A 21,601-nucleotide genomic window follows, 5' to 3' on the forward strand; every position below is an offset into this window, starting at 1 on the left:
CGTCCTCGAACGGGCGGCCGGGAGCCCCGGCATCGCGGTGATCGACGAAGATATCGCCGTCAATCAGGACGGTCAGGAAAGGAGCCCCACATGCACCTGAAAGGCCTCGATCATGTTACGATCAACACCGCCGACCTCGATGCAACCCTCGCCTATTATTCGCGCTTTCTGGGCATGGAGTCGGGCTGGCGGCCGGTGATGCCGGTGCCCGGCATCTGGCTCTACGCCCCCGGCGGCGACTATCCGATCCTGCATGTCATCAGCGTCAGCGCGACGACCACGCCCGACGAGCGCCGCGCCGTCGATCACCTTGCCTTCCGCTGCGAGGGGCTTGCCGATCATCTCGCCAAGATGGACGCGGCCGGCGAAAGCTACGAAGCACGTCCGGTCCCCGAAACCAACCTCGTGCAGGTTCACCAGAACGACCCGAACGGCATCCGCGTCGAGCTGACGTTCGAGGACGAACCGCTTCCCGATCATATCGTCTGGACCGATTTCCAGGCGGCTTCGGACGAGTGACCGCTACACCGGCACTTTCCCGCCCGCAGATCGAGGGCAGGCGCCACATCGTCTCGTGCGGCAATTTCCTCGCGGCGCGGGTCGCCGACGCCATTCTCGCCGCCGGCGGTAACGCGGTCGATGCCGGGGTCGCCGCCGGCATCGCGCTCGGCGTCGTCGAAAGCGAGATGGTCGGCTTCGCAGGTGTTGCGCCGATCATGGTCCGCATGGCCGCCGCCGGCGACGTGATCACGATCGCGGGGCTCGGCTGGTGGCCGAAGCTCGCGACCGAGGGCATGTATGCCGATACCGGCGCGATTCCCGACGGGCTCGGGCGGACGGTCGTCCCCGCGGCGCCCGACGCCTGGCTGACGGCGCTCGAAAATTACGGCACCATGTCCTTCGCCGAAGTCGCGGCGGGAGCCGAGGATCTCGCGACCAACGGCTTTGCCATGTACCCCTTCATGTCCGAAATCATCGGCATGTTCGCTGCCGACCATGCCCGGTGGGAAAGCAATGCTGCAATCTACCTCCCCGGCGGAAAGCCGCCTGAGCCCGGCAGCCTCTTCGTCCAGTCCGATCTCGGCGCGACGATCCGCTATCTCATCGATCAGGAAAAGGCGCATGCGAAAGGCGACCGCCGCCGCGGCCTGCAGGCGGTCCGCGACGCCTTTTATCGGGGCGACATCGCGCGCACGATCGTCGCCTATCATGAAGGAAACGGCGGACTGCTGCGCATGGACGATCTGGCGGGCTACAGGTCCGAGATCGAACGCGCGGTAAGCCGCAAGTTCGGCAACGCCGACGTCCACACCTGCGCGCCATGGTGTCAGGGCCCGGCACTGCTCCAGATGCTGGCGATGGTCGACCGGAACGCGGTCGCGGCGATGGGCCACAACAGCGCCGATTATGTCCACCATCTCGCCGAAATCATCAAACTGGCCTTTGCCGACCGCCACGCCTTTTTCGGCGACCCGCGGTTCGTCGACGTGCCGGTCGAGCGCCTGATATCGGATGCCTATGCGACCGAAAGGCGGCAGATGATCGATCGCGCGAGGGCGGCGCCCGAAATGCCCGCCCCCGGCCCTGCACTCGGCGCCGCATCGGAGCGGTCTGTCCTCGAACCAAGCGCCGCGGCGGGACGCTCGCTCGACACCTCTTACGTTGCGGTGGTCGACCAATGGGGCAACGCCTTTTCGGCAACGCCGAGCGACATATCGAACGACACGCCGGTGATCCCGGGCCTCGGCATCGCGGTTTCGTCGCGCGGCAGCCAGAGTTGGGCGTCGGCCTCGCATCCCTGCTCGATCGCGCCCGGCAAGCGCCCGCGGTTGACGCCCAGCCCGGCCCTCGTCTCCTATGCCGACGGCTCGGTGATGGCGTTCGGCACCCCCGGCGGCGATGTCCAGTTGCAATCATTGCTCCAGGTCTTCCTCGCGATCGAACTCTTCGGCATGGAGCCGCAGGCGGCCGTCGAGGCACCGCGCTTCGCAAGCTACAGCTTCCCCGACTCGTTCGAACCGCACAATTATCTTCCAGGCCGGCTGGCGATCGAAAAGCGGCTGGCGGATCGGGTCGGCGACGATCTCGCAGTGCGCGGCCACGACGTCCAGACATGGCCCGACTATCCGTGGCGGGCAGGCGCCGTCTGTATCGCACGGCGCGACGGCAAGAGCGGCCGCCTCACCGCCGCCGCCGACCCGCGCCGGCCAGCCTACGCCATCGGCTGGTAGGGGTCTCCGTAACGCGAAAAGGAGAGCAAATGACAGGCGAGTTCGACAGCGCACATGGCCGCGCCACGCGCGCCCGGATCATGGGCGACGAGTTGGTGGACGCGGTCTATTCGACCGCCGACGATATGCAGCAGGATGTGCAGGATTATGTCAGCGCCTTATGCTGGGGCGAGATATTCAACCGCGACGGCCTGTCGCAGCAGGTGCGGATTCTCATCAACATCGCCGCGCTGGCGTCGATCGGCGAACGCGACACGATGAAGCATCATGTCCGCGCCGCTGTCCGCCTCGGCTGTTCGCGCGTCGAGATTCGCGAAGCGATCATCCAGGCCGGCAGCACGACCGGCATCGGCCGCGCCGCCCTCGCCTGCCGCGCCGCGAGCGAAGCGCTCGGCGAAGCGTAACCCGGCCCGCAGACGGGGCTTCCCGGCGTCTACCGACCGCGCTCGATGCCGCCGGAGAAAGTCCGGCACATCCGGATCGTTACGGGGCACCCCGGACACGAATCATCCCGAACGCCGCACGAAGCTTTGTCCTTGATAGATGGCTACGGATGTCGGGGATACCCCTGGTGGCAGGGCTTGTATCGAACCTTAGATTTACTACCTGATTTATCAGTATTTTAGGTCGTCAAGAGGGCTTGATTCCCCCACATTTTCCCCCACACATTTCTTCAGCTGGCGAAAAAAATTCGTTAGCGTCCGCGCTCGTGGTGTAATTTCCGGTGTAGGCGATGGTGTATTCCGGGGTGGGGCATGCCCCACCCCGGAATGCGGCGTCGCTGGTGGCCACCGGGTTCATCGTTATGGTGGAGTTTGCACACTTCAACCGTGACGAAGAGGAGTTCCCGATGACCGAGGACAGATTACTGATCGAAGAGCTTGCTGCGAAGGGCGGCCAACCGGATTTTTTGCGCACCATCGCCGAGAACGTGCTGCAGCTGATCATGGAGGCCGACGTTGATGGCCTGATCGGCGCGGGTCGCCACGAACGCAGCAGCGAGCGCGCGACCTGGCGCAACGGCTATCGCGACCGTTCGCTGGATACCCGGGTAGGCACGCTGAACCTGAAAATCCCCAAGCTGCGTGCTGGGTCCTACTTTCCGGGCTTCCTTGAGCCCCGCAAGATGGTCGAGAAAGCGCTGGTTGCGGTGATCCAGGAAGCGTGGATCGGCGGGGTCAGCACCCGGCGGGTCGATGAACTCGTCCAGGCCATGGGCATGACCGGCATCTCCAAGTCCACCGTCTCCAAGCTTTGCAAGGACATTGACGAGCGCGTCCATGCCTTTCTGAAACGCCCGCTCACCGGCGAATGGCCGTATCTCTGGCTCGATGCCACCTATCTCAAGGTACGCGAAGGCGGGCGGATCATCAGCGTTGCCGCAATAATCGCCATGGCCGTCAACACCGAGGGCCGGCGCGAGATCGTCGGCCTGCATATCGGCCCCTCGGAAGCGGAGGTCTTCTGGTCCGACTTCCTGAAGGACCTTGTTCGGCGCGGTCTTACCGGCGTGAAGCTGGTCATCTCCGATGCTCACGAGGGCCTCAAGGGCGCGATCACCCGCGTCATGGGCGCCACCTGGCAGCGCTGCCGGGTGCACTTCATGCGCAATGCCCTGTCCTATGTGCCCAAGGGCCAGAACACTGTCGTCGCCGCCGCGATCCGCCAGGTCTTCCTGCAGCCCGATCAGAAAAGCGCAACGCAGGTCTGGCGACAGGTCGCCGACCAGTTGCGCACCCGTTGGCCCAAGCTCGGCGCCTGCATGGACGAGGCCGAAACCGACGTGCTCGCCTACACCGGCTTTCCCACCCAGCACCGCACGAAGTTACACTCAACCAATCCGCTCGAGCGGCTCAACAAGGAGGTCAAGCGCCGCGCCGACGTCGTCGGAATCTTCCCGAACGAAGACAGCATCATCCGCCTCGTCGGGGCTGTGCTGATGGAGCAGAACGACGAGTGGCAGCTCCAGCACCGATACATGCAGATCGAAGGCATGGCCGAACTCAACCAACCCATGATCGAGGAGGAAAATCAGCCCCTACACATCACCGCCAAAGCCGCCTGACGATGGCCCACGGCCACAGCCGAAATTACACCACCTTGACGGACGCGACCGGGATTTCTGAGGTCGAAATCTGCAGGAGTGTGGCTTGACCTGTGGTGGCGAAGCGAGTGCGGTCGTGCAAACAATGGTATCACGGGTGGCCGGGCGAAATGTCGCTCGCAGTCAGATCGGCGGAAAAGGACGATCCCTTACCCCGTAATGTCGGTTCGATAAGAGGGTGGGTCTGCAATCCATCGATCAAGTTGCGACTCTCGCCAGCCGACGGCAGTTTTGCTCAAGCGGATCTGGCTCGGAAAAGTGCCGTCGGCGATCTTCTCGTAGATCGTTGATCGCGAGAGCCCGGTGCGCGAAATTACAGTTGCGAGGCGAACAAGTCGGTCGGGGCGGTCGCTCATGGCTTCCTCCGGCGCTGCTTGCTAAACTCCCGATCGCTCCCAATAAAGCGTTCGATCATAGGAGGAATGAGCCGCTCGGGCGGGATCGCCTCGGGCAATCCGTTCAACTTGGCATGGACAGCACCATAATCTTGAAGGTCGCGCACGAGAGCGCCCGGGAGCTCAATCGTAAGTTTGACGGGCTTCTCTTCAATGATCGGGCCAAGGCGAAGCTTGCTCATCACCTACGCTCGCTGTTCTCAAAAACGAGATCCCGCGTCACGATGACGCGAAAGACGAAGCCGGGCCGCACCGTGAGCGTCGGCGCCATGGAAATCTCTCGCTCGACAACTCGCCGTCCCGCTTCATTCGTGCCGTCCTGCAGGCCGGACCGAAGCGCTCGGACAAGATCGCCCTCGCCGCTCGCCGCCAATTCTGTACCGACTCCGAGTAGCGACGAAACCAAGGCGGCGCGCAGCATGCGTCCCCAGTGACTGTTCACGCGATCCTCGAGTCCTGCATAGCCGGCCGCATCGGCACCCGGCTGGCGATCGAGGCGAATAGATCGTCCTCCGGGTAAAATGAGCCGATCCCAAGCCAGAAGTACCCGGCGCTGACCTGCCGCGACCTCGCTGTCATATTCGCCGATCAATCGGGCGCCCTGCGGAACCAGCAACAAGCGTCCCGTAGGGCTATCGTAGATATTCTGCGTGACCTGCGCAGTGATCTGGCCGGGCAGGTCCGAGCGGATACCAGTGATCAACGCTGCCGGGATAACGGTTCCTGCCTGAATGACTGCGGCCGAGCTCGGCGCAACAATGCGCTCACCGCTTTCGGCCCCACCACGCGGGCCTCCGGCGAGAAAAGCCTGCCGGCCCGTTTTTGCACCTTCTGGTACGTTTGCGGCCTGAGCTTGCGAAGACAGCGCCTCGGCTGCAGTCGTTCCGGACATCGCACCGCCGGTTCCCCCCAAGAAGAGCCGACTGCCTTGGGCGGCTTCACGCTCCTGCATAGCGCGCAGTCTTGCCTGTTTACGTGCCGATTGCGCGGGGTCGGCTGGCGGCGGCCCCATTGCGGGCACGGGCATCGGCTCGCCCGCCTTCTGCGCCGATACGATCGGTCGGCCTAAATCGCCCGGCAGGGGCGGACCGAGTTTCGGGACGGCGCCATAATCGGCCGGGGCGCCGGTCACAGTCTCGGAACGGTTCGGCACCGCGACCTCGTAAAGTTCCTGCGCGGCTTTGGGATCGACTGGCCGCAGCGCCCAGAGCAAGGCGCCCCCGATTGCGATTCCTGCGGCCCCGCCCAGCACAGCGAGCGTCTTTCGCGACAAGCGCATCACGTTCGGCAGCTCGCCCTCGAGACGAAAGCCGTCGGGACTGGGCGGCGCCATCGCCGCCGCCTCCGCTTCGGGAGCCGCGGGGCTCGCTTCCGTCGTATCGAGCGGATCCCCCGGCACGTCTTCGCGCCGGCTCACGGGCGGCCTCGCTCGACCGGCGTGTCGCGCGAGATGCGAACCTTCTTCGCCGCCTTACCTGCCCCGAGCCGTAGCTCGCCGCGTTCGAACAGCCGGTCGACGATCATGAAGCGGCCATCGACCCGGTAATTCAGGAGTTCGGCCGCCCCTTTCTCGCCGACCGCAAACAGCGGCGGCATTTCGCCGGTCGCAACCGAAGGGCCGAACTCGACGAAGAGCTGCCGGCCGTCGTCGAACGCGCGCAACGGTCGCCATGCGACCTTGTCGCCGCTGATCCGATACGCGAAGTTGAGCGACGGCAGGTCGATCCCGCCGGCGACCGGCGCGGCCCGCACACGCTCGGCTTCGGCGGCGCGAAGCGCGATCAGCTCGTCCCGCGGATAGCGCCACGAAACAGCGGCCATATAGGTCGATGGCGTCGCGCGAAGCTCGACGTGATAAGTCCTGCGGCTCGTGTTGATGATCAAATTCGTGACAATGTCGGGCCGCGTTGGTTTCACAAGGATATGAACGCGCCGCGTCGCGCCTTCGCCGCTCAGCGTGTCGCCGATAATCCACCGAACCGTATCGCCGGCGGCGACCGGACCGGGCCCGACCAGCTCCTCGCCTTCCTGTAGCGCGATATCGGTCACCTGGCCCGGCGCGGTATAGACCTGGAACAACGCGCCCTCTGCCCAAGCATATTGCTGGATAGCATTGAGGAAGGTCGTGCGCTCGGGCTGCACGCGCGCTGCATCGTTGGCGCGACCGACCTGCGTGCGCGGATCGCCAGGTGCTGCGTGGAGGGGCAAAGCCAACAGTGCGGCGCCTACGAGCATTGAAATTTTGATCATTGGCTGAGCTCCTTGGAAAGATTGATGGCGGTCACTCGGAGACCGAGGGGATTTTTTTGCAGTGCCTCGGGGGTGCGCGGCGGCTGGATCGTGACGGTCACGATCGCCGACCAGCGCGAGGTCTCGATGAGGCCGCCGTCCTGATAACGGCGCTCGGTCCAGGCGATGCGGAAGCTGTCCTTCGACGCGCGGATCACGCTCGACACATCGACAGCGACCTGCTGCTTGCCGACCTCGGCGAACGGGTCGTTGTTGCGCGCATAATCGTTGAGTGCCTGCGCGCCCGACGTCGCCGCAAAATCATAGGCGCTGAGCCAGTTCGCGCGCAGCACTACGGGATCGGCGGGGATCGAGCGGATATGCTCGATGAAGCGCGCAAGGTGAAAGGCAACCTGCGGATCGGTGGGCGCATAGTCGGCGTCCGCCGGCGCGACCGCCCTCGCCTCGCCGAGCTTGTCGACCTCAACCACCCAAGGGGTGATCGTGCCGCGCAGCGACTGCCAGACAAGCGCCGAGGCGAGCCCGCCCGAAAGCGCGAGGCAGCCGAAGAAGGCGAGCCGCCAATTCTTCGCCTGGATCCGCGCCGAGCCGATCCGATCGTCCCAAATCTGCGCGGCGCGCTGATAGGGGGTCACCGGCTCGGGCGATTTTCCGTAATGTTGGTGTGGTCGTCGGAACATGGTCTCAATCCTTCTGGCTGATATCGGGGGCTGAACCGGCGCCATGGCTGTCGCCTTGCTTGAGTGTCTGCGCGCCGATCGTGGCGCCCGAGGTGATCGCCTGCCGTCGCTTCATGGCGGCGGCCCAAGCCGGCTGGCCGGAGGCTTCCGCACCGGTTGCAGCGGCGGGCGCCGCCTTGCTCGCCTGTCCGTCGGCAAAGTTCTGGCGAAGCTTGGCCGCGGCCTTACGCAAGGGCGAACCCGCGCCGCTCGCTGCGTCGCGCGCGACATTGGCCATGCCCGAACCAAAGGCCCGCATCCCGGAATTGCCCGCAGCACCGCGCGCGTAAGAGGCGGAGGCCGATCCGGCAGCCCGCGAGGCACCTGCCGCGCCCTTCCCGGCCATCGATGCGGCGGCACCCGTTGCGAGGGTGGCGCCGGCGGCTCCGGCGGCAATCGTCGCGCCAGCGGCCAAGGTCGTTCCCGCCGCGGCACCAGCGCCGAGCTGCGGACCACCGGCGACGATGCCGTTGGCGACGCTCGGACCAAAAATGCCGAGGCCCAAGAGCGTGAGCGCGCCGAGCGCGATCGCCATCACTTCGCGGATGTCGGGCTCGGTGCCGAGGCCCGCCTCCATGAAGCGCTCGAACAGCGTGACGCCAATCCCGGTGATCACCGCGAGGACAAGCAGCTTGATGCCTGAGGAAATGACATGCCCGAGGACGCGCTCGGCCATGAAGGCGGTGCGATTGAAGAAGGCGAAGGGCAGCAGGACGAAGCCCGCGAGCGTCACGAGCTTGAATTCGAGGATCGTGACGAAGACCTGCACTGCGAGTATGAAGAAGGCGAGCACGACGATCACCCAGGCGATCAGCAGGATCAGGATCTGGACGAAGTTGGTGAAGAGCCCGACGGGGCCTACGAGATCGGCGGTCGCATCGAGCAGCGGCTCGGCGGCATCGAGACCGGTCGCGGCAATCATGCCGGGGCGCATGAAGTCGCCGACCGCCATCGCCCCACCGCTCGCCTTGAGACCCAAGCCTGCGAAGCTCTCGAGCAGGATGACCGACAACGCCTGAAAGTTGCCGATGATGAAGGCGAAGACGCCAATATAGAGCGTCTTCTTGATGAGCCGCTGCAGCACGTCCTCATCGGTGCCCCACGCCCAGAAGAGCGCCGCAATCGTCACGTCGATCACGATGAGTGTCGAGGACAGGAAGCCGACCTCGCCGCCGAGCAGGCCGAAGCCGCTGTCTATATAGGTCGAGAAGACCGACAGGAAATTGTCGATGACGCCGGTGTCGTTCATTGCTCGGGCTTTCCAGAACGGAAGAAGTGGCGCCGCTTGGCTTCCCAGGCCGCCTTGCACTCGGGATCGGCCTCGGTGGCTGTTCGGCAGCGGCGCAACGTGTCGCCATAGTCGGGGGGTGCGTCCGCTCCGGAGATTTGGGGAGCGGACGCACGGGGCGCGGGCGGATCGAGCGCGGCGATGAGGGCAAGGGTCAGCGCAAGACCCACGACAATTGCCGCCATCACCAGCCCGCCCGCCCGGCCCATCTCAATCGCCCTTGCGGAAGCGGCGGAAGCGTTCGCGGCCTTCGGCCTCGGCTGCGGCGGCGCGCGCGGCGCCCAGCATCTCGGCGCGGCCCTGCGCCGTCATGACGGCGGCAAGGTCGGCGATCTGCTGCGACTGGATCGCGAGCAACTGGTTGCCCGCCTGCGCCGCCTGCAGCGCGCCGGTCGCCGACTGGCTGGCGCCGACGATCGTCGAGATCGACGTCCGCGTCCCGCCCATGTTCGAGACGATACCGGCCTGCACCTTCATCGCATCCTCGAACGCTCCGACGCTGTCTTTCCAGCGCGCCTCGGCATTGGCGACCAATGCCGACGTCGGGCCCGAGAAGGCGGTTCCCTTGTAGCGCTGCTCGAAGCCCTTGCGGATATCGGCGACGTCATAGGCAATGCCTTCGGCCTCGGTGAGCAGCTGCTTGGTCTGGTCGATCTGCGCCTGCAGTTCGCCGAGCGTCGAGGTCGGCAGGCTCTGGAGGTTGCGTGCCTCGTTGAGCAGCGACGTCGCCTGGTTCTGGAGCTGCTTGATCTGATTGTTGATCTGCTCGAGCGTGCGCGCGGCGGTCAGGATATTCTGCGAATAGTTGCGCGGATCGTGGACGATGCCGCCGACCTGTGCGCTCGCCGGCGCTGAAAGCATCGGACCCGACACACTCGCGGCGACGAGCGCCGCTGCGGTGATCGAGCGGAGGATATTCTTCTTCATTGGGGGGACTCCTCATTGGGGGCGACTGCGGGGGGCAGCAGCTCGGTCGCCCATTCGAGCTTGCGGTGGGAGAGCCACGCAGCCGCGAAGCCCTCGCGGCCGTGCGCGGCGAAAAGCTCGCCGATGCGGGTCTGGTCGGTTTTCGAGGAGGCGGCCGTGAAGGCGAGCGCGATGTCGCCGAGCCCGAGGTCAAAGAGGCGGTTGCCGCGGCGCGACTGGCAATAATAGTCGCGCTTGGGCGTCGCTCGGCTCAATATCTCGGCCTGCCGGTCGTTGAGCCCGAATCGCTCGTAGATACGCGCTATCTGCGGTTCGAGCGCGCGCTCGTTCGGCAGGAAGATACGCGTGGGACAGCTTTCGATGATCGCCGGCGCGATGCTCGAAGTCTCGATATCGGCAAGGCTCTGCGTCGCGAAGATGACGCTGGCGTTCTTCTTGCGCAGCGTCTTGAGCCATTCGCGCAGCTGCGCGGCAAAGGCTCGGCTGTCGAGAACGAGCCAGCCTTCGTCGATGATGATCAGCGTCGGCGATCCGTCGAGCCGGCCGGCGATGCGGTGGAAGAGATAGGACAGTACCGCGCCAGCCGAGGCTGCGCCGACGAGACCCTCGGTCTCGAACACCTGCACCATCGCCTCGCCGAGCTTCTCCTCGTCGGCGTCGAGCAGCCGGCCCCAGGGACCGCCGACCAGATAGGGCGCGAGTGCCTGCTTGAGTTCGATCGACTGAAGCAGCACCGCAAGACCCGTCAGCGTGCGCTCGGCCACCGGCGCAGTCGCGAGCGAGGTGAGCGCCGACCAGAGATGCTCCTTTGCCGCCGGATCGATCTCGACGCCTTCACCCGCGAGCATCGCGGCGAGCCATTCGGCCGCCCAGCTGCGTTCAGCCGCCTCGTCGATCCGCGCAAGTGGTTGCAACGAAACGCCGCCCTCGCCATCGTGCAAGGCGCCGCCGAGATCCTGCCAGTCGCCGCCCATGGCGAGCGCAGCAGCGCGGATCGAGCCGCCAAAGTCGAAGGCGAATATCTGCGCCCGCATATAGCGGCGGAACTGCATTGCCATGGTGGCGAGCAGCACCGACTTGCCGGCACCGGTCGGGCCGACGACGAGGCAGTGGCCGACATCGCCGACATGGAGGGAAAGGCGGAACGGGGTCGAGCCTTCGGTCTTGCCATACAGCAAGGGGGCATCACCGAAATGTTCGTCCCGTTCCGCTCCCGCCCACACGGCAGAGAGGGGGACTATGTGGGCGAGATTGAGCGTCGAAATGGGAGGCTGGCGGACATTGGCATAGACGTGCCCCGGAAGCCCCCCAAGCCAGGCCTCGATCGCGTTCATGCCCTCGATCGTGCAGGTGAAGTCGCGGCCCTGGATGACCTTCTCGACGAGCCGTAGCTTCTCGGCCGCGAGCGCCGGATCGGCGTCCCACACGGTGACCGTGGCGGTCACATAGGCGATGCCCGCGTGATCGGCACCCAGCTCCTGCAGCGCGATGTCGGCATCGGCCGCCTTGTTCGAGGCGTCGCTGTCCATGAGCACCGACTGCTCATTGGTCATGACCTCTTTCAGGATCGCCGCGATCGACTTACGCTTGGCGAACCATTGCCGCCGGATCTTGGTCAGCAGCTTGGTGGCATCGGTCTTGTCGAGCATGATCGCGCGGGTCGACCAGCGGTAGGCGAAGGCGAGCCGGTTGAGTTCGTCGAGCAGCCCCGGCCAGGTCGACGACGGAAATCCCGTGATCGTCAGCGTCCGCAGATGCTGGTCGCCAAGCCGCGGCTCAAGCCCGCCGACGAGCGGCTGATCGGTGAGCAGCGCATCGAGATAGACCGGCGTTTCAGGCACGCGGACGCGCTGCCGCTTGGTCGAGACGGTCGAATGGAGGTAGGTCAGCGTCTCGCCGTCATCGAGCCATTCGGCCTCGGGCATGAAGCCTTCGACGAGATGGAGGACGCGGTTCGTCCGGTCGGTGAAGCTCGCGACGTGTTCGCGCGGGTCCACGCCCGAGCGCGCCATCCCTTCATAGAGCCACCCTTCCGCGCGCGAGGCATCCTCCGCCGGCGGCATCCACAAAAGAGTCAGGAAATAGCGGCTCTCGAAATGCGCCCCTTCCTCCCGGAACTGCTCCTGCCGCTCCATGTCGACAAGCGCGGACGCCGGATCGGGAAACTCCGACTGCGGATAGCCGCTCGCCGGCAACCGCTGGGCCTCGACGAACACCGCCCAGCCCGAGCCGAGGCGCCGCAGCGTATTGTTGAGGCGTGAGGTCACCGCGACCAGTTCGGCTCGCGTGGCGCTGTCGAGATCGGGGCCGCGGAAGCGCGCCGTGCGCTGCAGCGATCCGTCCTTGTTCAGCACCACGCCCTCGCCCACCAGCGCGACCCACGGGAGAAAATCGGCAAGGCAGGCGGATTTCGAGCGATATTCGGCAAGGTTCATCATGGCCGCATCCAGACAGGATATTTGAGGTGACGCCTTGCGACGTCGACGAAGAGGGGATCGCGGCGCGCCGCCCAGACCGAGAGCGCATGGCCGATCGCCCAGATCGCGATGCCGGCGATCCAAAGGCGAAGTCCGAGTCCGATCGCCCCGGCAAGCGTGCCGTTGACGATCGCGAGCGACCGCGGCGCGCCGCCGAGCAAGATCGGCTCGGCGAGCGCCCGGTGAACCGGGGCGAAGAAGCCCGGAACCTCCTCCATCAGATCAGCGCTCCGCCGCCGAAGGAAAAGAAGGACAGGAAGAAACTCGACGCCGCGAATGCGATCGACAGACCGAACACGATCTGGACGAGGCGGCGGAACCCGCCCGACGTGTCGCCGAATGCGAGGCTGAGGCCCGTCACGATGATGATGATCACCGCAACGATCTTGGCGACCGGCCCCTCGATGCTCTCGAGGATCGATTGCAGCGGCGCTTCCCACGGCATCGACGAACCGCCGGCATGCGCCGGGGCGGAAACGACCAGCGCGACGAACAGCGCGGTAGAGCAGAGCATGGCGCGACGGGCGCCATGCCGGAAGGCATGGATCATCATATTTCTCCTTCGGGGATGAGCGGGGTGATGCAGAACTGGCCGGTCACAGGGTCGAGGCCATCGACACGGGCAAGTTCGGAAAGGCGGCGCCCGGTGCCGTCGCGTACCAGCACGGCGACAAGGTCGATCGTCTCGGCGAGCAGCGCGCGCGGGACCGTCACCACGGCCTCCTGAATGAGTTGCTCCATCCGGCGCAGCGAGCCGAGTGCGGTCCCCGCATGGATCGTGCCGATACCGCCGGGGTGACCGGTGCCCCACGCCTTCAGAAGCTCAAGCGCCTCCGCTCCCCGGACTTCGCCGATCGGGATGCGATCAGGCCGTAGACGGAGCGAAGAGCGCACGAGGTCCGCGAGCGTCGCCACGCCGTCCTTCGTTCGCATGGCGACGAGATTGGGCGCGGCGCATTGAAGCTCGCGCGTATCTTCGATCAGAACGATACGATCCGACGTCTTCGCAACTTCCGCGAGCAATGCGTTGGTAAGCGTAGTTTTTCCGGTACCGGTACCGCCGGCCACCAGAATATTTTTCCGCTCGGACACTGCGCAGCGGAGGATCTCGGCCGAGAGGTCCGACATGATACCGGCGGTGGCATAATCGTGAAGGGTGAACACCGCGACGGCGGGCTTCCGGATGGCGAAGGTCGGCGCTGCCACCACCGGCGGCAACAGCCCTTCGAAGCGCTCGCCGGTCTCCGGGAGTTCGGCAGAGACGCGCGGCGAGCCAGCGTGGACCGCGGCGCCAACATGGTGCGCGACGAGGCGAATGATGCGTTCGCCATCGGCGGCGGCAAGAAGGATTCCGCTGTCGGCGATGCCGATGCCCAACCGGTCGACCCAAAGACGGCCATCGGGGTTGAGCATGATCTCGATGACCGAGGGGTCGGCAAGCCATTCGGCGATGGCGCCGCCAAGCGCGGTCCGGAGCATGCGCGCGCCGCGTGCCTGCGGCTCATTGCCAGTCGATGCTGCGCCCATCGGAGTCCCCGTTCATTGGTCCGGGCAACGGCGCCCGGCTCGACGGGGACGAGTAAGAGACGCAGAAAAGTCCCGGCTTCAACAGGGATTTACGCGCGTCAAACCATCGGAAAGAATGACTAGCCATTGCCTATGCGGCCGGCTCGGTCTGCAGCCATCTTACCGCGACTCACTCCGATGATGCTTGCGCGCGGCGCTATTTCGACAATCATGTAAACATGAATGATTCGGGGTCGCACCCACTTGACGACGAAGCTCGATGGAACCGCCTGACAGAGAAGCAGCGCGCGTGCCTTGACCTGCTCATCGAGCACAAGACCTCGAAAGAGATCGCGCGGCTTCTCGATATTTCGAAGCACACCGTCGATCAGCGGTTGAATCTGGCGCGCGACACACTTGGCGCGCAGGACCGGAACGAGTCCGCCTTCATCTACCGTCAGATGAAGGAGAAATACGACCGAGTGACATACGACGCGGTGGAGGTTCCGGCGACGCCGGCATTGGTGCGATCCGAGTTTCCGGACGGCGGCTCGCCCAACCTCATGGAACTGCACGACAGTTCGGCGTTGCAGGGCGGGTCATCGGGAATTCGCCCGCCGTTCAGAGGTCTTTTCAAGCGCGATCATAATTCGGCAAACCGGCTTTGGATCTATCTCGCCGGACTTGCCGCTGCGGTCTGGATTGTCCTGGGTGGTCTCGGCGTTGCCCAAGCGCTGAACCAGCTGATCCAGAACTGACCTCTCTTCAAATCGGTCCAATTGGCTGAGGCTCTGCGGCTTCGGCGAAGGAGAACCTATGTCTGAGAATATTGCCGCAATGGCGGCCCGGCTGCATCGCGACGTCCCAAATGCCGAGGGAAGTATCGACGACGCGCTGATTGCCGTGGCTTCGCTCACCACCAGCGTCGTTATGGCCCGGCGCGCGATCGGCGCACCGGCGAAAACGGGCCAAGGAACGATCATACGCTTGGTCGAGGCGCAGATGTCGCTCGTCAAGGTCAGCGGCAGCATTCTTCGCGCGCACAATGAGCTGGCCGAGATCGGCAAGGAAACGGCCGGGTACGATCTGCGCGAATGCCCGTCTGTTGCCGGCACGAAGGTCGTTCCGCTTTCTTCGGCTTCGTGAAGCGAATTGACCGAGAGCGATCAGCATGAAAAGTCACGAGAATGCGCATAGCCATTTTCGCCACGATATTGCTGATCGCTCTCCTCTATGCGGCGTGGAAGGGTGGCGGACCCGAGCGGGCGATGGTCGGAATAGCCGTTACCATCGTGGTCTGGGATCGCTTGTTGGTCGCTTCTGGGATGGTCTCCTATCATGTGCTCGATATTGGTTATCTCGCGCACGACGCATTTGGAGCCCTAGCGACGCTTGCCCTGGCGATGGTCGCGTACCGCTTCTGGACCATTCCCGCGGCGATCCTTCATGCTTTGCCCCTGCTCGCCCACCTGAGCCGAGCCGTGGACCTCTCCATCAGTCCTGTCGTGTATCTGACGATGCAGGTGGCATCGTCCTGGCTGGTCCCACCCCTGCTAATCCTTGCAACCTGGCATCACCAGCGTCGCCTGAAGCAGTGCGGCAGCGATCCGTCCTGGCACATCTCGTGGAAATCGCAGCCCCGGGACAAGGGGCAGCACTCGCCAAAGCCCTCCTAGACGAATTCCAGTCGCTCGGCCGCCTGTGGGCGCAAGAGCCCGAGGCCATAGCGAGAATCGTCGGCAGCAATTCGCTAGTGGCATCCCTCATCCTGCACGCCCGCGACGCCGCAATCGCGGCGGCGAATTCCGACATCCGCGGAATTCGCATTGATCCGTTCGCAGCTGAGGTCAGACGGTATCTGATCTTGTCGATGGGCAGCCTTGCCGACGAGCGCTTCCGCATCCTGTTTCTGGATTCTTCGCACCGCCTGATCGCCGACGAAGAGATGCAGCGCGGGACGATTTCCCAGATCAGCCTGTACCCGAGAACCATCTTTCGCCGTGCGCTCGAGGTGAACGCCGCCGCGATTATCCTCGTGCACAATCATCCGAGCGGCGATCTGAGCCCGAGCGCGGAAGATATCGACGTGACGCGGCGTCTCGACCAGATCGGCCGTTCGCTCGGCATCGAGGTGCTCGACCACATCATCGTCACCGCTGCCTACGCACATCACCTCATCAGTCGCGATCCGACGGCCACTCGCGAGGCGGCGGCACCTTTCACCCTGCGAAGCCCTGACAGCCAGCAGAACTCGGAGGACGAGGACCTGGCGCTCGCCAACGCACGGGCGACGATGCGGCGACGGCTGCTCCGCCGACAATTGCTCGGCGCGCCCGAGCTCTTTGGCGATCCGGCGTGGGAGATGCTGATCGATCTCTTCATCCACGAGTGTGAGCGAAAGCCGATCTCGGTTACCTCGCTATGCGTCACACCCAGCATTCCCATGAGCAGCGCCATTCGCCTCTGCCAGAAGCTTTGCGACGCCAACCTCATCCGGCGAAAGCCTGACCTCTACGATGGTCGCCGCGTCTTCGTCGAGCTCAACCCCGACGTGTCCCACCGCCTCCGCGCCTATTTCCTCGCCGGGTCCGATTGAGCTTCGCCGCGGCTCAACTCTGCCGCCAGCTTGGCACCGCCGTCCATCCGCTTTGCGAGCGCATCGACAAATCCCTCCCATCGCCGCTTGCCGGTCGCCTGGGCCGCAGCGAGCGCGTTGTCGGGAAGCGGTGTCGTGCTGGTCAGCCAGTGCCGCACGAAAAGCGCCAGCGTCTCGTTGGTGAGGTCGGTATGCCATTCGAGCCGCTCGAGGAGCCGGACCAAGCGGTCGAGGCGGCGGATCAGCAAGGCTTCGGCCCGATCCTGATCCTGGGGTAGCAACAAGGCGGTAAGCGCGGCCTCCACGACCTCGGTCTTGGTGGTACCGCGCTGCCGGGCCCGATCTTCCAAGCTTCGCACCAGACCAGCGTCGAGGCGGAACGTCTGCTTGATATGGGCGCGGCTCACAAATCGATCCCGTCACCGGGATCGAGCGAGGCATTTCGCGCCGCGCGCGACAGGCGGCGATCGGCAGCGGCGCGGGCGCGGGCTGCGTCGCCCTGTGCGTCGTCGTCGGCATAGTCGAACTCGCCCTGCACAGGACGGCTTGGCGGCGCGACATCTTCATGTTCCGGAAGCTGGGGTTCCTGCCGGATCCCGCTATTCGCAGTGTCGCTCTCGCTGTCGTGCTCCTTCGCTTCAGGCGCGGGCAGCGCGAGACGAGCCGGAGCGGGCGCAGCTTCTTCTCTCCGCGCCCAGTCATGAGGCTTCATCGGTCCGGCCTTCCGATCGGGCGGCGCAATGATCCGAGCACGAAACCGGGCGTCGAGAAAATATCGCGCCTTCCTCGCCCGGATCGGCGCAAGACCCGCGACCATCACGATCTCGTCGTCGGGCGAAAGCTGCATCACCTCGCCGGGCGTGAGCAATGCGCGGGCCGTCTCGGTACGCGATATCATCAGGTGACCGAGCCAGGGCGAGAGCCGGTGACCGGCATAATTCTTCATCGCTCGCTGTTCGGTGGCGGTTCCGAGTGCGTCGGATATGCGCTTGGCGGTGCGCTCGTCGTTCGTCGCGAAACTGACGCGGACATGGCAATTGTCGAGGATCGCGTTGTTCTGGCCATAAGCCTTCTCGATCTGGTTAAGCGACTGCGCAATCAGGAAAGCCTTGATGCCGTATCCGGCCATGAAGGCCAGCGCGCTTTCGAAGAAATCGAGCCGCCCGAGCGCCGGGAATTCGTCGAGCATCAGCAATAGCCGGCGCGGCCGCGCCGCGGGGTTGAGCTCCTCGGTAAGGCGCCTTCCGATCTGGTTGAGGATGAGGCGGATCAGCGGCTTGGTTCGACTGATGTCTCCCGGCGGTACGACGAGATAGAGCGAGACCGGGACATCATCCTCCATGAGGTCGGCGATCCGCCATTCGGACGATCCGGTGACGGCCGCGATGACCGGATCGCGGTAGAGGCCGAGAAAGGACATGGCGGTCGAGAGCACGCCCGACCGCTCATTCTCGCTCTTGTTGAGCAACTCCTGTGCCGCTGCAGCCACCACCGGGTGAACCGATGTACCGAGGTGCTTCGTCGTCTTCATGCGCCGCAGCGTCGTCTCGATCGGGCGGCGCGGGTCCGACAAGAAAGCGGCGACGCCCGCGAGCGTCTTGTCCTCTTCGGCATAAAGGACATGAAGGATCGCACCGACGAGGAGTGCGTGGCTCGTCTTTTCCCAATGGTTTCTTTTTTCGAGGCTGCCCTCGGGATCGACGAGCACATCGGCGACATTCTGCACATCGCGCACCTCCCACTCGCCGCGGCGGACCTCGAAGAGCGGATTATAGGCGGCCGACGCCTTGTTGGTCGGATCGAAGAGCAGCACGCGGCCATGCTTCGCCCGAAAGCCTGCCGTGAGCTCCCAATTCTCGCCCTTGATGTCGTGGACGATGCAGCTGCCGGGCCATGTCAGCAGCGTCGGGATGACGAGGCCGACGCCCTTCCCCGACCGCGTCGGCGCGAAACAGAGCAGGTGCTCGGCGCCATTGTGCCGCAGATAGCGTTTCCCGAGCCGCCCGATGATCACCCCGTCCTCGCCGAGCATGCCGGCGGAGCGAATTTCGCGGTCGCTAGCCCAGCGCGCCGAGCCATAAGTCTCGGCGCGGCGGCGCTCGCGGGCGCGCCAGATCGACATGAAGATCGCGACGATGATCGACAGAAATCCGCCCGAGGCGGCGATAGCCGCGCCGCGATAGAAGACCGGCGGCGCATAGGCATCGAAGGCGAACCACCACCAGAAGAAAGCCGGCGGCGGATAGACGGGATAGCCCGATAGGCGGAACCAGGGATCGCCGAGCGCCGCCTGGTAGCCAAGCTCCCATGCCGTCCACTGCGTCGCGGTCCATACCGTGCCAATTACGATCAGGAAGATGACGGTGATTTGTCCCCAGAGGATGCGGTCGTTCATGGGCTTTCTCCTGTCCGGTCAGATGCCGATCCCGCGGCCGCGGCCGAGTGACCAGTCGATGCCGCCGGTCGCTGTGGCGGTTCCGCTGATATGCTTGCCGAGGTGCGGCTCGAGCGCCGGTCGCCAGGGCACGAGCTGGAAGCCGAGCCCGTCGTCGATCATCGCGAAGCGTCCCGAGGCGAGCTGCACGCGCTCGCGGTAGATGCCGCTCACATGCTCGCCCGGTGCCGATGGCCGATGCTCGAGGCCGGTCCGCGCCGCGATCGCGCCAACGGCCGCGTCCACCTCGCTGCGGCGGAGTGTCTCGATCCGCTCCCGGGATGACCGGCGCTCCATGCCGCGCGGCAACAATTCCTCGCGCTCGAGAAAGGCGGTGCGCGCCTTCATCGCATCCCGGACCTCGCGGCCGAACCCTTGCGAGCGCATCGACCGGTCGGGCGCGGCAAGCTGCCGATCGAGCCAGGTCGCGCCGCGGGCCTCCACCTGCTCGCCGAGCGGGAGGTCCGAGCGAACCGCGAGCGAGATGTGGCGGGCGCCGTCGCGGCCGTCCCAGTGCCTCAGCTCGACGATTGAGCCAGGCTTTGCGTCGCCAGTCCACTCGAGGTCTGGAAAGCGGATATGGTGGGTTCGGCCATCCACCCCGTCGACGATCGCATAGGCGGAGCCCGCGAGTTCGTCGTCGAGCCCGCGTGCGACGAGGCGGCCGATGACTGCCCGTTCGCCCTGTTCGCCGATTGCCAGGGCCGAAGGATCGAATGCGATCCCGCGCGCCGACATCTCGCGGTGCATGGTCTTGATGATATCGCCGCGTTCCCCGATGGCGCGAAGCCTCCCCTCGGCCGCCGGATCGATGAGATATTGGGCGGGGCCGACCCGGGATACGAGCCCCAGCGCTTCGAGCTTCGCGACGCGCCCCAACAGGTGCCGGTTGGCTCCCGCCTCGCGCCCCGCGATCGGACGGAGGTCGACGATTTCATTCTCGCGCGACCGGCGCGCGAGTTCGGCATCGAGGCTGGTCCAGCGCTCGGCCTCGACTTCGCGGCGCAGGGCCGCATCAACCTGAAGCTCGCTCCTGGGGCCAAGCTCCAAAGTCGCGATCTCGGACGCGCGGCCGCGCACACCCTCTGCCATATAGCCCCGGTCGATAACGAGATCGGTGCCGTCTGCGGCGGCGCCGCGCACCAGGACATGGATGTGCGGATTGTCGGTATTCCAATGATCGACCGCGACCCAGTCGAGGCGCGTCTCGAGATCAACCTCAAGCTGGCGCATCAGGTCGCGCGTGTAGCCGCGCAGGTCGCCAAGCTCGGCCGCATCCTCAGGACTGACAATGAAACGGAAGTGGTGACGATCGCCGCCGCAGCGCTCAGCGAAGGCTCCGCGATCGGCCTCATCGCCGGCGGCATCGAACATTGAGGCGTCGCGTCCGTCGCGGGTCACGCCGTCGCGTTCGAGATAGGCCATGTGACGTCCGAGCGGAGCGGCGCGAAACCCCGCCCCGCGATGCCGGACGATCCGCGCCATCACGGTGACACGGCGCATCGCCGCGCCGCGCCGGATGACCGCAAGCGCCCGGCGGCCGCGCCCATGACGGCCGGTCCCGCCGCGCGAAGGCCCGGCGCGCCGGAGCCGCGTAGCGCCGGAACGCGCGGCCGCACGCCGCACCTCCGCCGCGAGCCGCTTGCCGCGACCGGCGGAACCCGCCCCCGCGTCTCTCCCCCTTCCCGGCCTGACCCGGAAATCATGGTCGTCATCACTCATCGGCTGATGCCAGACGGCAAGCCATTGAAAGAAAAGGCATACCCCGCCTGCGAAATGGCACGGCAGGCTGTGTGCCATACGCAAAAGCCGCGGCAAAACAACCACATACCGCCAGCGAGCTGGCCGGTCTTTTATCTTGCCCTGCCCCCTTCCCCTTCCCGACGAGCCAGAACAGCCGAGCCAACAGGTTCGGGCAAGGCATCGAAGCCGAGGCGCGACAGATCATTGGTCGCGGCCGGAAAGCGGAACGAAGAGCGCCGCAGGCGCGCGAGGTGCCGCACGTCCCGCTGCATCGGCGCTGCGTCCGGATTGCAGCGGATCTGCACCGGGCTGCGCCGCCGCATCGTGGCCGGAGCGTTCGGCGAACAGCGAAGCACTGCGCCAGGACGGTGCCGTCGGTGTTGGCGCGGGGGCGAGCGAAGCGACGCCCGATGCGCCGATCGCCGGAGCAATCGCGGCAACATAAGCGATAGTCTCGGCGGGAAGCCGGCGCCGTCCCGCCGCATAGGCGTCGGCGCGGCCGGGACCCGCATTATAGGCGGCGAGCATGAGCGAGACGTCACCATATCGGTCCCACATCATGCGCAGATAGGCTGCACCCGCATGGATGTTCGCGCGCGTATCGAAGGGGTCTGAGCCCAGCCCATATCGCGCAGTCAGCATGGCCCAGGTCGCGGGCATGATTTGCATCAATCCCATCGCCCCCGCGTGCGAAACGGCGCGCGATCGGCCGCGGCTTTCGACATGCATGACGCGCCATATCCATGCCTCGGGAATGGCGAACCGCTGCGAAGCCTCGCTCACATGCGGTGCATAAGGATGAGCGGCAGGCGCGCCGGCAGCCTGCTCACGGGCCGCCGCCGGACCGGCAGGCAGCGCCGCGAGCGCCAGCAAGGCGGCGGCGGCGATGCGCATGGCGCGGAAGCGCGCCGAGCGAGCCGAAGGCCGCATC

General features: G+C 65.5%; 24 protein-coding genes. 8 read left to right on the forward strand and 16 right to left on the reverse strand.

From position 1 onward, the window contains the following. Positions 1–90 precede the first annotated feature (90 nt). The 4 genes from LH19_RS10720 (at position 91) to LH19_RS10735 (ending at position 4,296) form a co-directional block, all read left to right on the forward strand. Positions 91–519, forward strand: a complete 429-nt coding sequence (locus tag LH19_RS10720) for a VOC family protein (protein WP_054587286.1) — start codon at positions 91–93, stop codon at positions 517–519. Further along, positions 516–2,231, forward strand: a complete 1,716-nt coding sequence (locus LH19_RS10725; RefSeq protein ID WP_145923399.1) for a gamma-glutamyltransferase family protein — start codon at positions 516–518, stop codon at positions 2,229–2,231. The genes LH19_RS10720 and LH19_RS10725 overlap by 4 nt, the downstream gene beginning before the upstream one ends. Before the next feature lie 29 nt (positions 2,232–2,260). Continuing rightward, entirely contained in the window at positions 2,261–2,635 is a 375-nt protein-coding gene (locus LH19_RS10730) for a carboxymuconolactone decarboxylase family protein (protein ID WP_054727772.1), read from the forward strand. A 446-nt stretch (positions 2,636–3,081) separates the two neighbouring features. Then, positions 3,082–4,296 (forward strand): IS256-like element ISSpma2 family transposase, encoded by a 1,215-nt coding sequence (locus LH19_RS10735; protein WP_006954973.1) that lies wholly within the window; start codon positions 3,082–3,084, stop codon positions 4,294–4,296. Positions 4,297–4,484: 188 nt separating this feature from the next. Here the strand turns inward: LH19_RS10735 and LH19_RS27940 are convergent, their stop codons facing one another. Genes LH19_RS27940 through trbB form a run of 12 tightly spaced genes read right to left on the reverse strand, consistent with a single transcriptional unit; the run spans position 4,485 to position 13,870 of the window. Continuing rightward, positions 4,485–4,691, reverse strand: coding sequence for a helix-turn-helix transcriptional regulator (locus LH19_RS27940; protein WP_082395575.1), 207 nt, complete (start codon positions 4,689–4,691; stop codon positions 4,485–4,487). Beyond that, positions 4,688–4,912 carry a DUF2274 domain-containing protein gene (locus LH19_RS10740; protein ID WP_054727774.1) on the reverse strand — a complete coding sequence of 75 codons (225 nt, stop codon included), beginning with the start codon at positions 4,910–4,912 and terminating at the stop codon, positions 4,688–4,690. Before LH19_RS10740 ends, LH19_RS27940 begins: the two co-directional genes overlap by 4 nt. Next, positions 4,912–6,147, reverse strand: a complete 1,236-nt coding sequence (locus LH19_RS10745) for a TrbI/VirB10 family protein (RefSeq protein WP_370568720.1) — start codon at positions 6,145–6,147, stop codon at positions 4,912–4,914. Before LH19_RS10745 ends, LH19_RS10740 begins: the two co-directional genes overlap by 1 nt. Continuing rightward, a complete protein-coding gene (gene trbG / locus LH19_RS10750) occupies positions 6,144–6,980 on the reverse strand; it encodes a P-type conjugative transfer protein TrbG (protein ID WP_082395576.1) in 837 nt (278 codons plus the stop codon). The genes LH19_RS10745 and trbG overlap by 4 nt, the downstream gene beginning before the upstream one ends. Continuing rightward, positions 6,977–7,660, reverse strand: a complete 684-nt coding sequence (gene trbF / locus LH19_RS10755) for a conjugal transfer protein TrbF (RefSeq protein ID WP_054727777.1) — start codon at positions 7,658–7,660, stop codon at positions 6,977–6,979. The genes trbG and trbF overlap by 4 nt, the downstream gene beginning before the upstream one ends. 4 nt (positions 7,661–7,664) lie before the next feature. Continuing rightward, positions 7,665–8,948: a P-type conjugative transfer protein TrbL gene (trbL, locus tag LH19_RS10760; protein ID WP_054727778.1), complete on the reverse strand. Its 1,284-nt coding sequence runs from the start codon at positions 8,946–8,948 to the stop codon at positions 7,665–7,667. After that, complete coding sequence (gene trbK-alt / locus LH19_RS10765) at positions 8,945–9,196, reverse strand: putative entry exclusion protein TrbK-alt (RefSeq protein WP_054727780.1); 252 nt, start codon at positions 9,194–9,196, stop codon at positions 8,945–8,947. Before trbK-alt ends, trbL begins: the two co-directional genes overlap by 4 nt. A 1-nt stretch (position 9,197) precedes the next feature. Continuing rightward, positions 9,198–9,914 carry a P-type conjugative transfer protein TrbJ gene (gene trbJ / locus LH19_RS10770; protein WP_054727783.1) on the reverse strand — a complete coding sequence of 239 codons (717 nt, stop codon included), beginning with the start codon at positions 9,912–9,914 and terminating at the stop codon, positions 9,198–9,200. Continuing rightward, positions 9,911–12,352, reverse strand: coding sequence for a conjugal transfer protein TrbE (gene trbE / locus LH19_RS10775; RefSeq protein WP_054727785.1), 2,442 nt, complete (start codon positions 12,350–12,352; stop codon positions 9,911–9,913). Before trbE ends, trbJ begins: the two co-directional genes overlap by 4 nt. After that, positions 12,349–12,609, reverse strand: a complete 261-nt coding sequence (locus LH19_RS10780) for a VirB3 family type IV secretion system protein (RefSeq protein WP_054727787.1) — start codon at positions 12,607–12,609, stop codon at positions 12,349–12,351. The genes trbE and LH19_RS10780 overlap by 4 nt, the downstream gene beginning before the upstream one ends. Continuing rightward, entirely contained in the window at positions 12,609–12,941 is a 333-nt protein-coding gene (locus LH19_RS10785; RefSeq protein WP_054733355.1) for a TrbC/VirB2 family protein, read from the reverse strand. The genes LH19_RS10780 and LH19_RS10785 overlap by 1 nt, the downstream gene beginning before the upstream one ends. Continuing rightward, on the reverse strand, positions 12,941–13,870 hold the full coding sequence (gene trbB / locus LH19_RS10790) for a P-type conjugative transfer ATPase TrbB (protein ID WP_082396305.1): 930 nt from the start codon (positions 13,868–13,870) through the stop codon (positions 12,941–12,943). The genes LH19_RS10785 and trbB overlap by 1 nt, the downstream gene beginning before the upstream one ends. 266 nt (positions 13,871–14,136) lie before the next feature. Between trbB and LH19_RS10795 the strand changes: the two genes are divergently transcribed. From LH19_RS10795 to LH19_RS29190, 4 genes are all read left to right on the forward strand, one after another. Beyond that, positions 14,137–14,655 carry a helix-turn-helix transcriptional regulator gene (locus LH19_RS10795; protein ID WP_054727791.1) on the forward strand — a complete coding sequence of 173 codons (519 nt, stop codon included), beginning with the start codon at positions 14,137–14,139 and terminating at the stop codon, positions 14,653–14,655. Positions 14,656–14,734: 79 nt separating this feature from the next. After that, complete coding sequence (locus LH19_RS10800; RefSeq protein ID WP_234716140.1) at positions 14,735–15,043, forward strand: hypothetical protein; 309 nt, start codon at positions 14,735–14,737, stop codon at positions 15,041–15,043. 41 nt (positions 15,044–15,084) lie between these two features. Next, positions 15,085–15,573, forward strand: a complete 489-nt coding sequence (locus tag LH19_RS29185; RefSeq protein ID WP_054727795.1) for a hypothetical protein — start codon at positions 15,085–15,087, stop codon at positions 15,571–15,573. Next, complete coding sequence (locus LH19_RS29190; protein ID WP_205626794.1) at positions 15,522–16,493, forward strand: JAB domain-containing protein; 972 nt, start codon at positions 15,522–15,524, stop codon at positions 16,491–16,493. The genes LH19_RS29185 and LH19_RS29190 overlap by 52 nt, the downstream gene beginning before the upstream one ends. Here LH19_RS29190 and LH19_RS10815 read toward each other — a convergent pair. From LH19_RS10815 to LH19_RS10830, 4 genes are all read right to left on the reverse strand, one after another. Beyond that, positions 16,469–16,900: a hypothetical protein gene (locus LH19_RS10815; protein WP_054727797.1), complete on the reverse strand. Its 432-nt coding sequence runs from the start codon at positions 16,898–16,900 to the stop codon at positions 16,469–16,471. The two genes, LH19_RS29190 and LH19_RS10815, sit on opposite strands and share 25 nt — an antisense overlap. Continuing rightward, entirely contained in the window at positions 16,897–18,888 is a 1,992-nt protein-coding gene (locus LH19_RS10820) for a conjugal transfer protein TraG (RefSeq protein ID WP_054727799.1), read from the reverse strand. Before LH19_RS10820 ends, LH19_RS10815 begins: the two co-directional genes overlap by 4 nt. Positions 18,889–18,906: 18 nt before the next feature. Beyond that, entirely contained in the window at positions 18,907–20,649 is a 1,743-nt protein-coding gene (locus tag LH19_RS10825) for a relaxase/mobilization nuclease domain-containing protein (protein ID WP_054733362.1), read from the reverse strand. A gap of 222 nt (positions 20,650–20,871) precedes the next feature. Next, positions 20,872–21,600: a lytic transglycosylase domain-containing protein gene (locus tag LH19_RS10830; protein ID WP_234716141.1), complete on the reverse strand. Its 729-nt coding sequence runs from the start codon at positions 21,598–21,600 to the stop codon at positions 20,872–20,874. Position 21,601: the final 1 nt, after the last annotated feature.

Source organism: Sphingopyxis macrogoltabida (assembly GCF_001314325.1).
Lineage (GTDB): Bacteria > Pseudomonadota > Alphaproteobacteria > Sphingomonadales > Sphingomonadaceae > Sphingopyxis > Sphingopyxis macrogoltabida.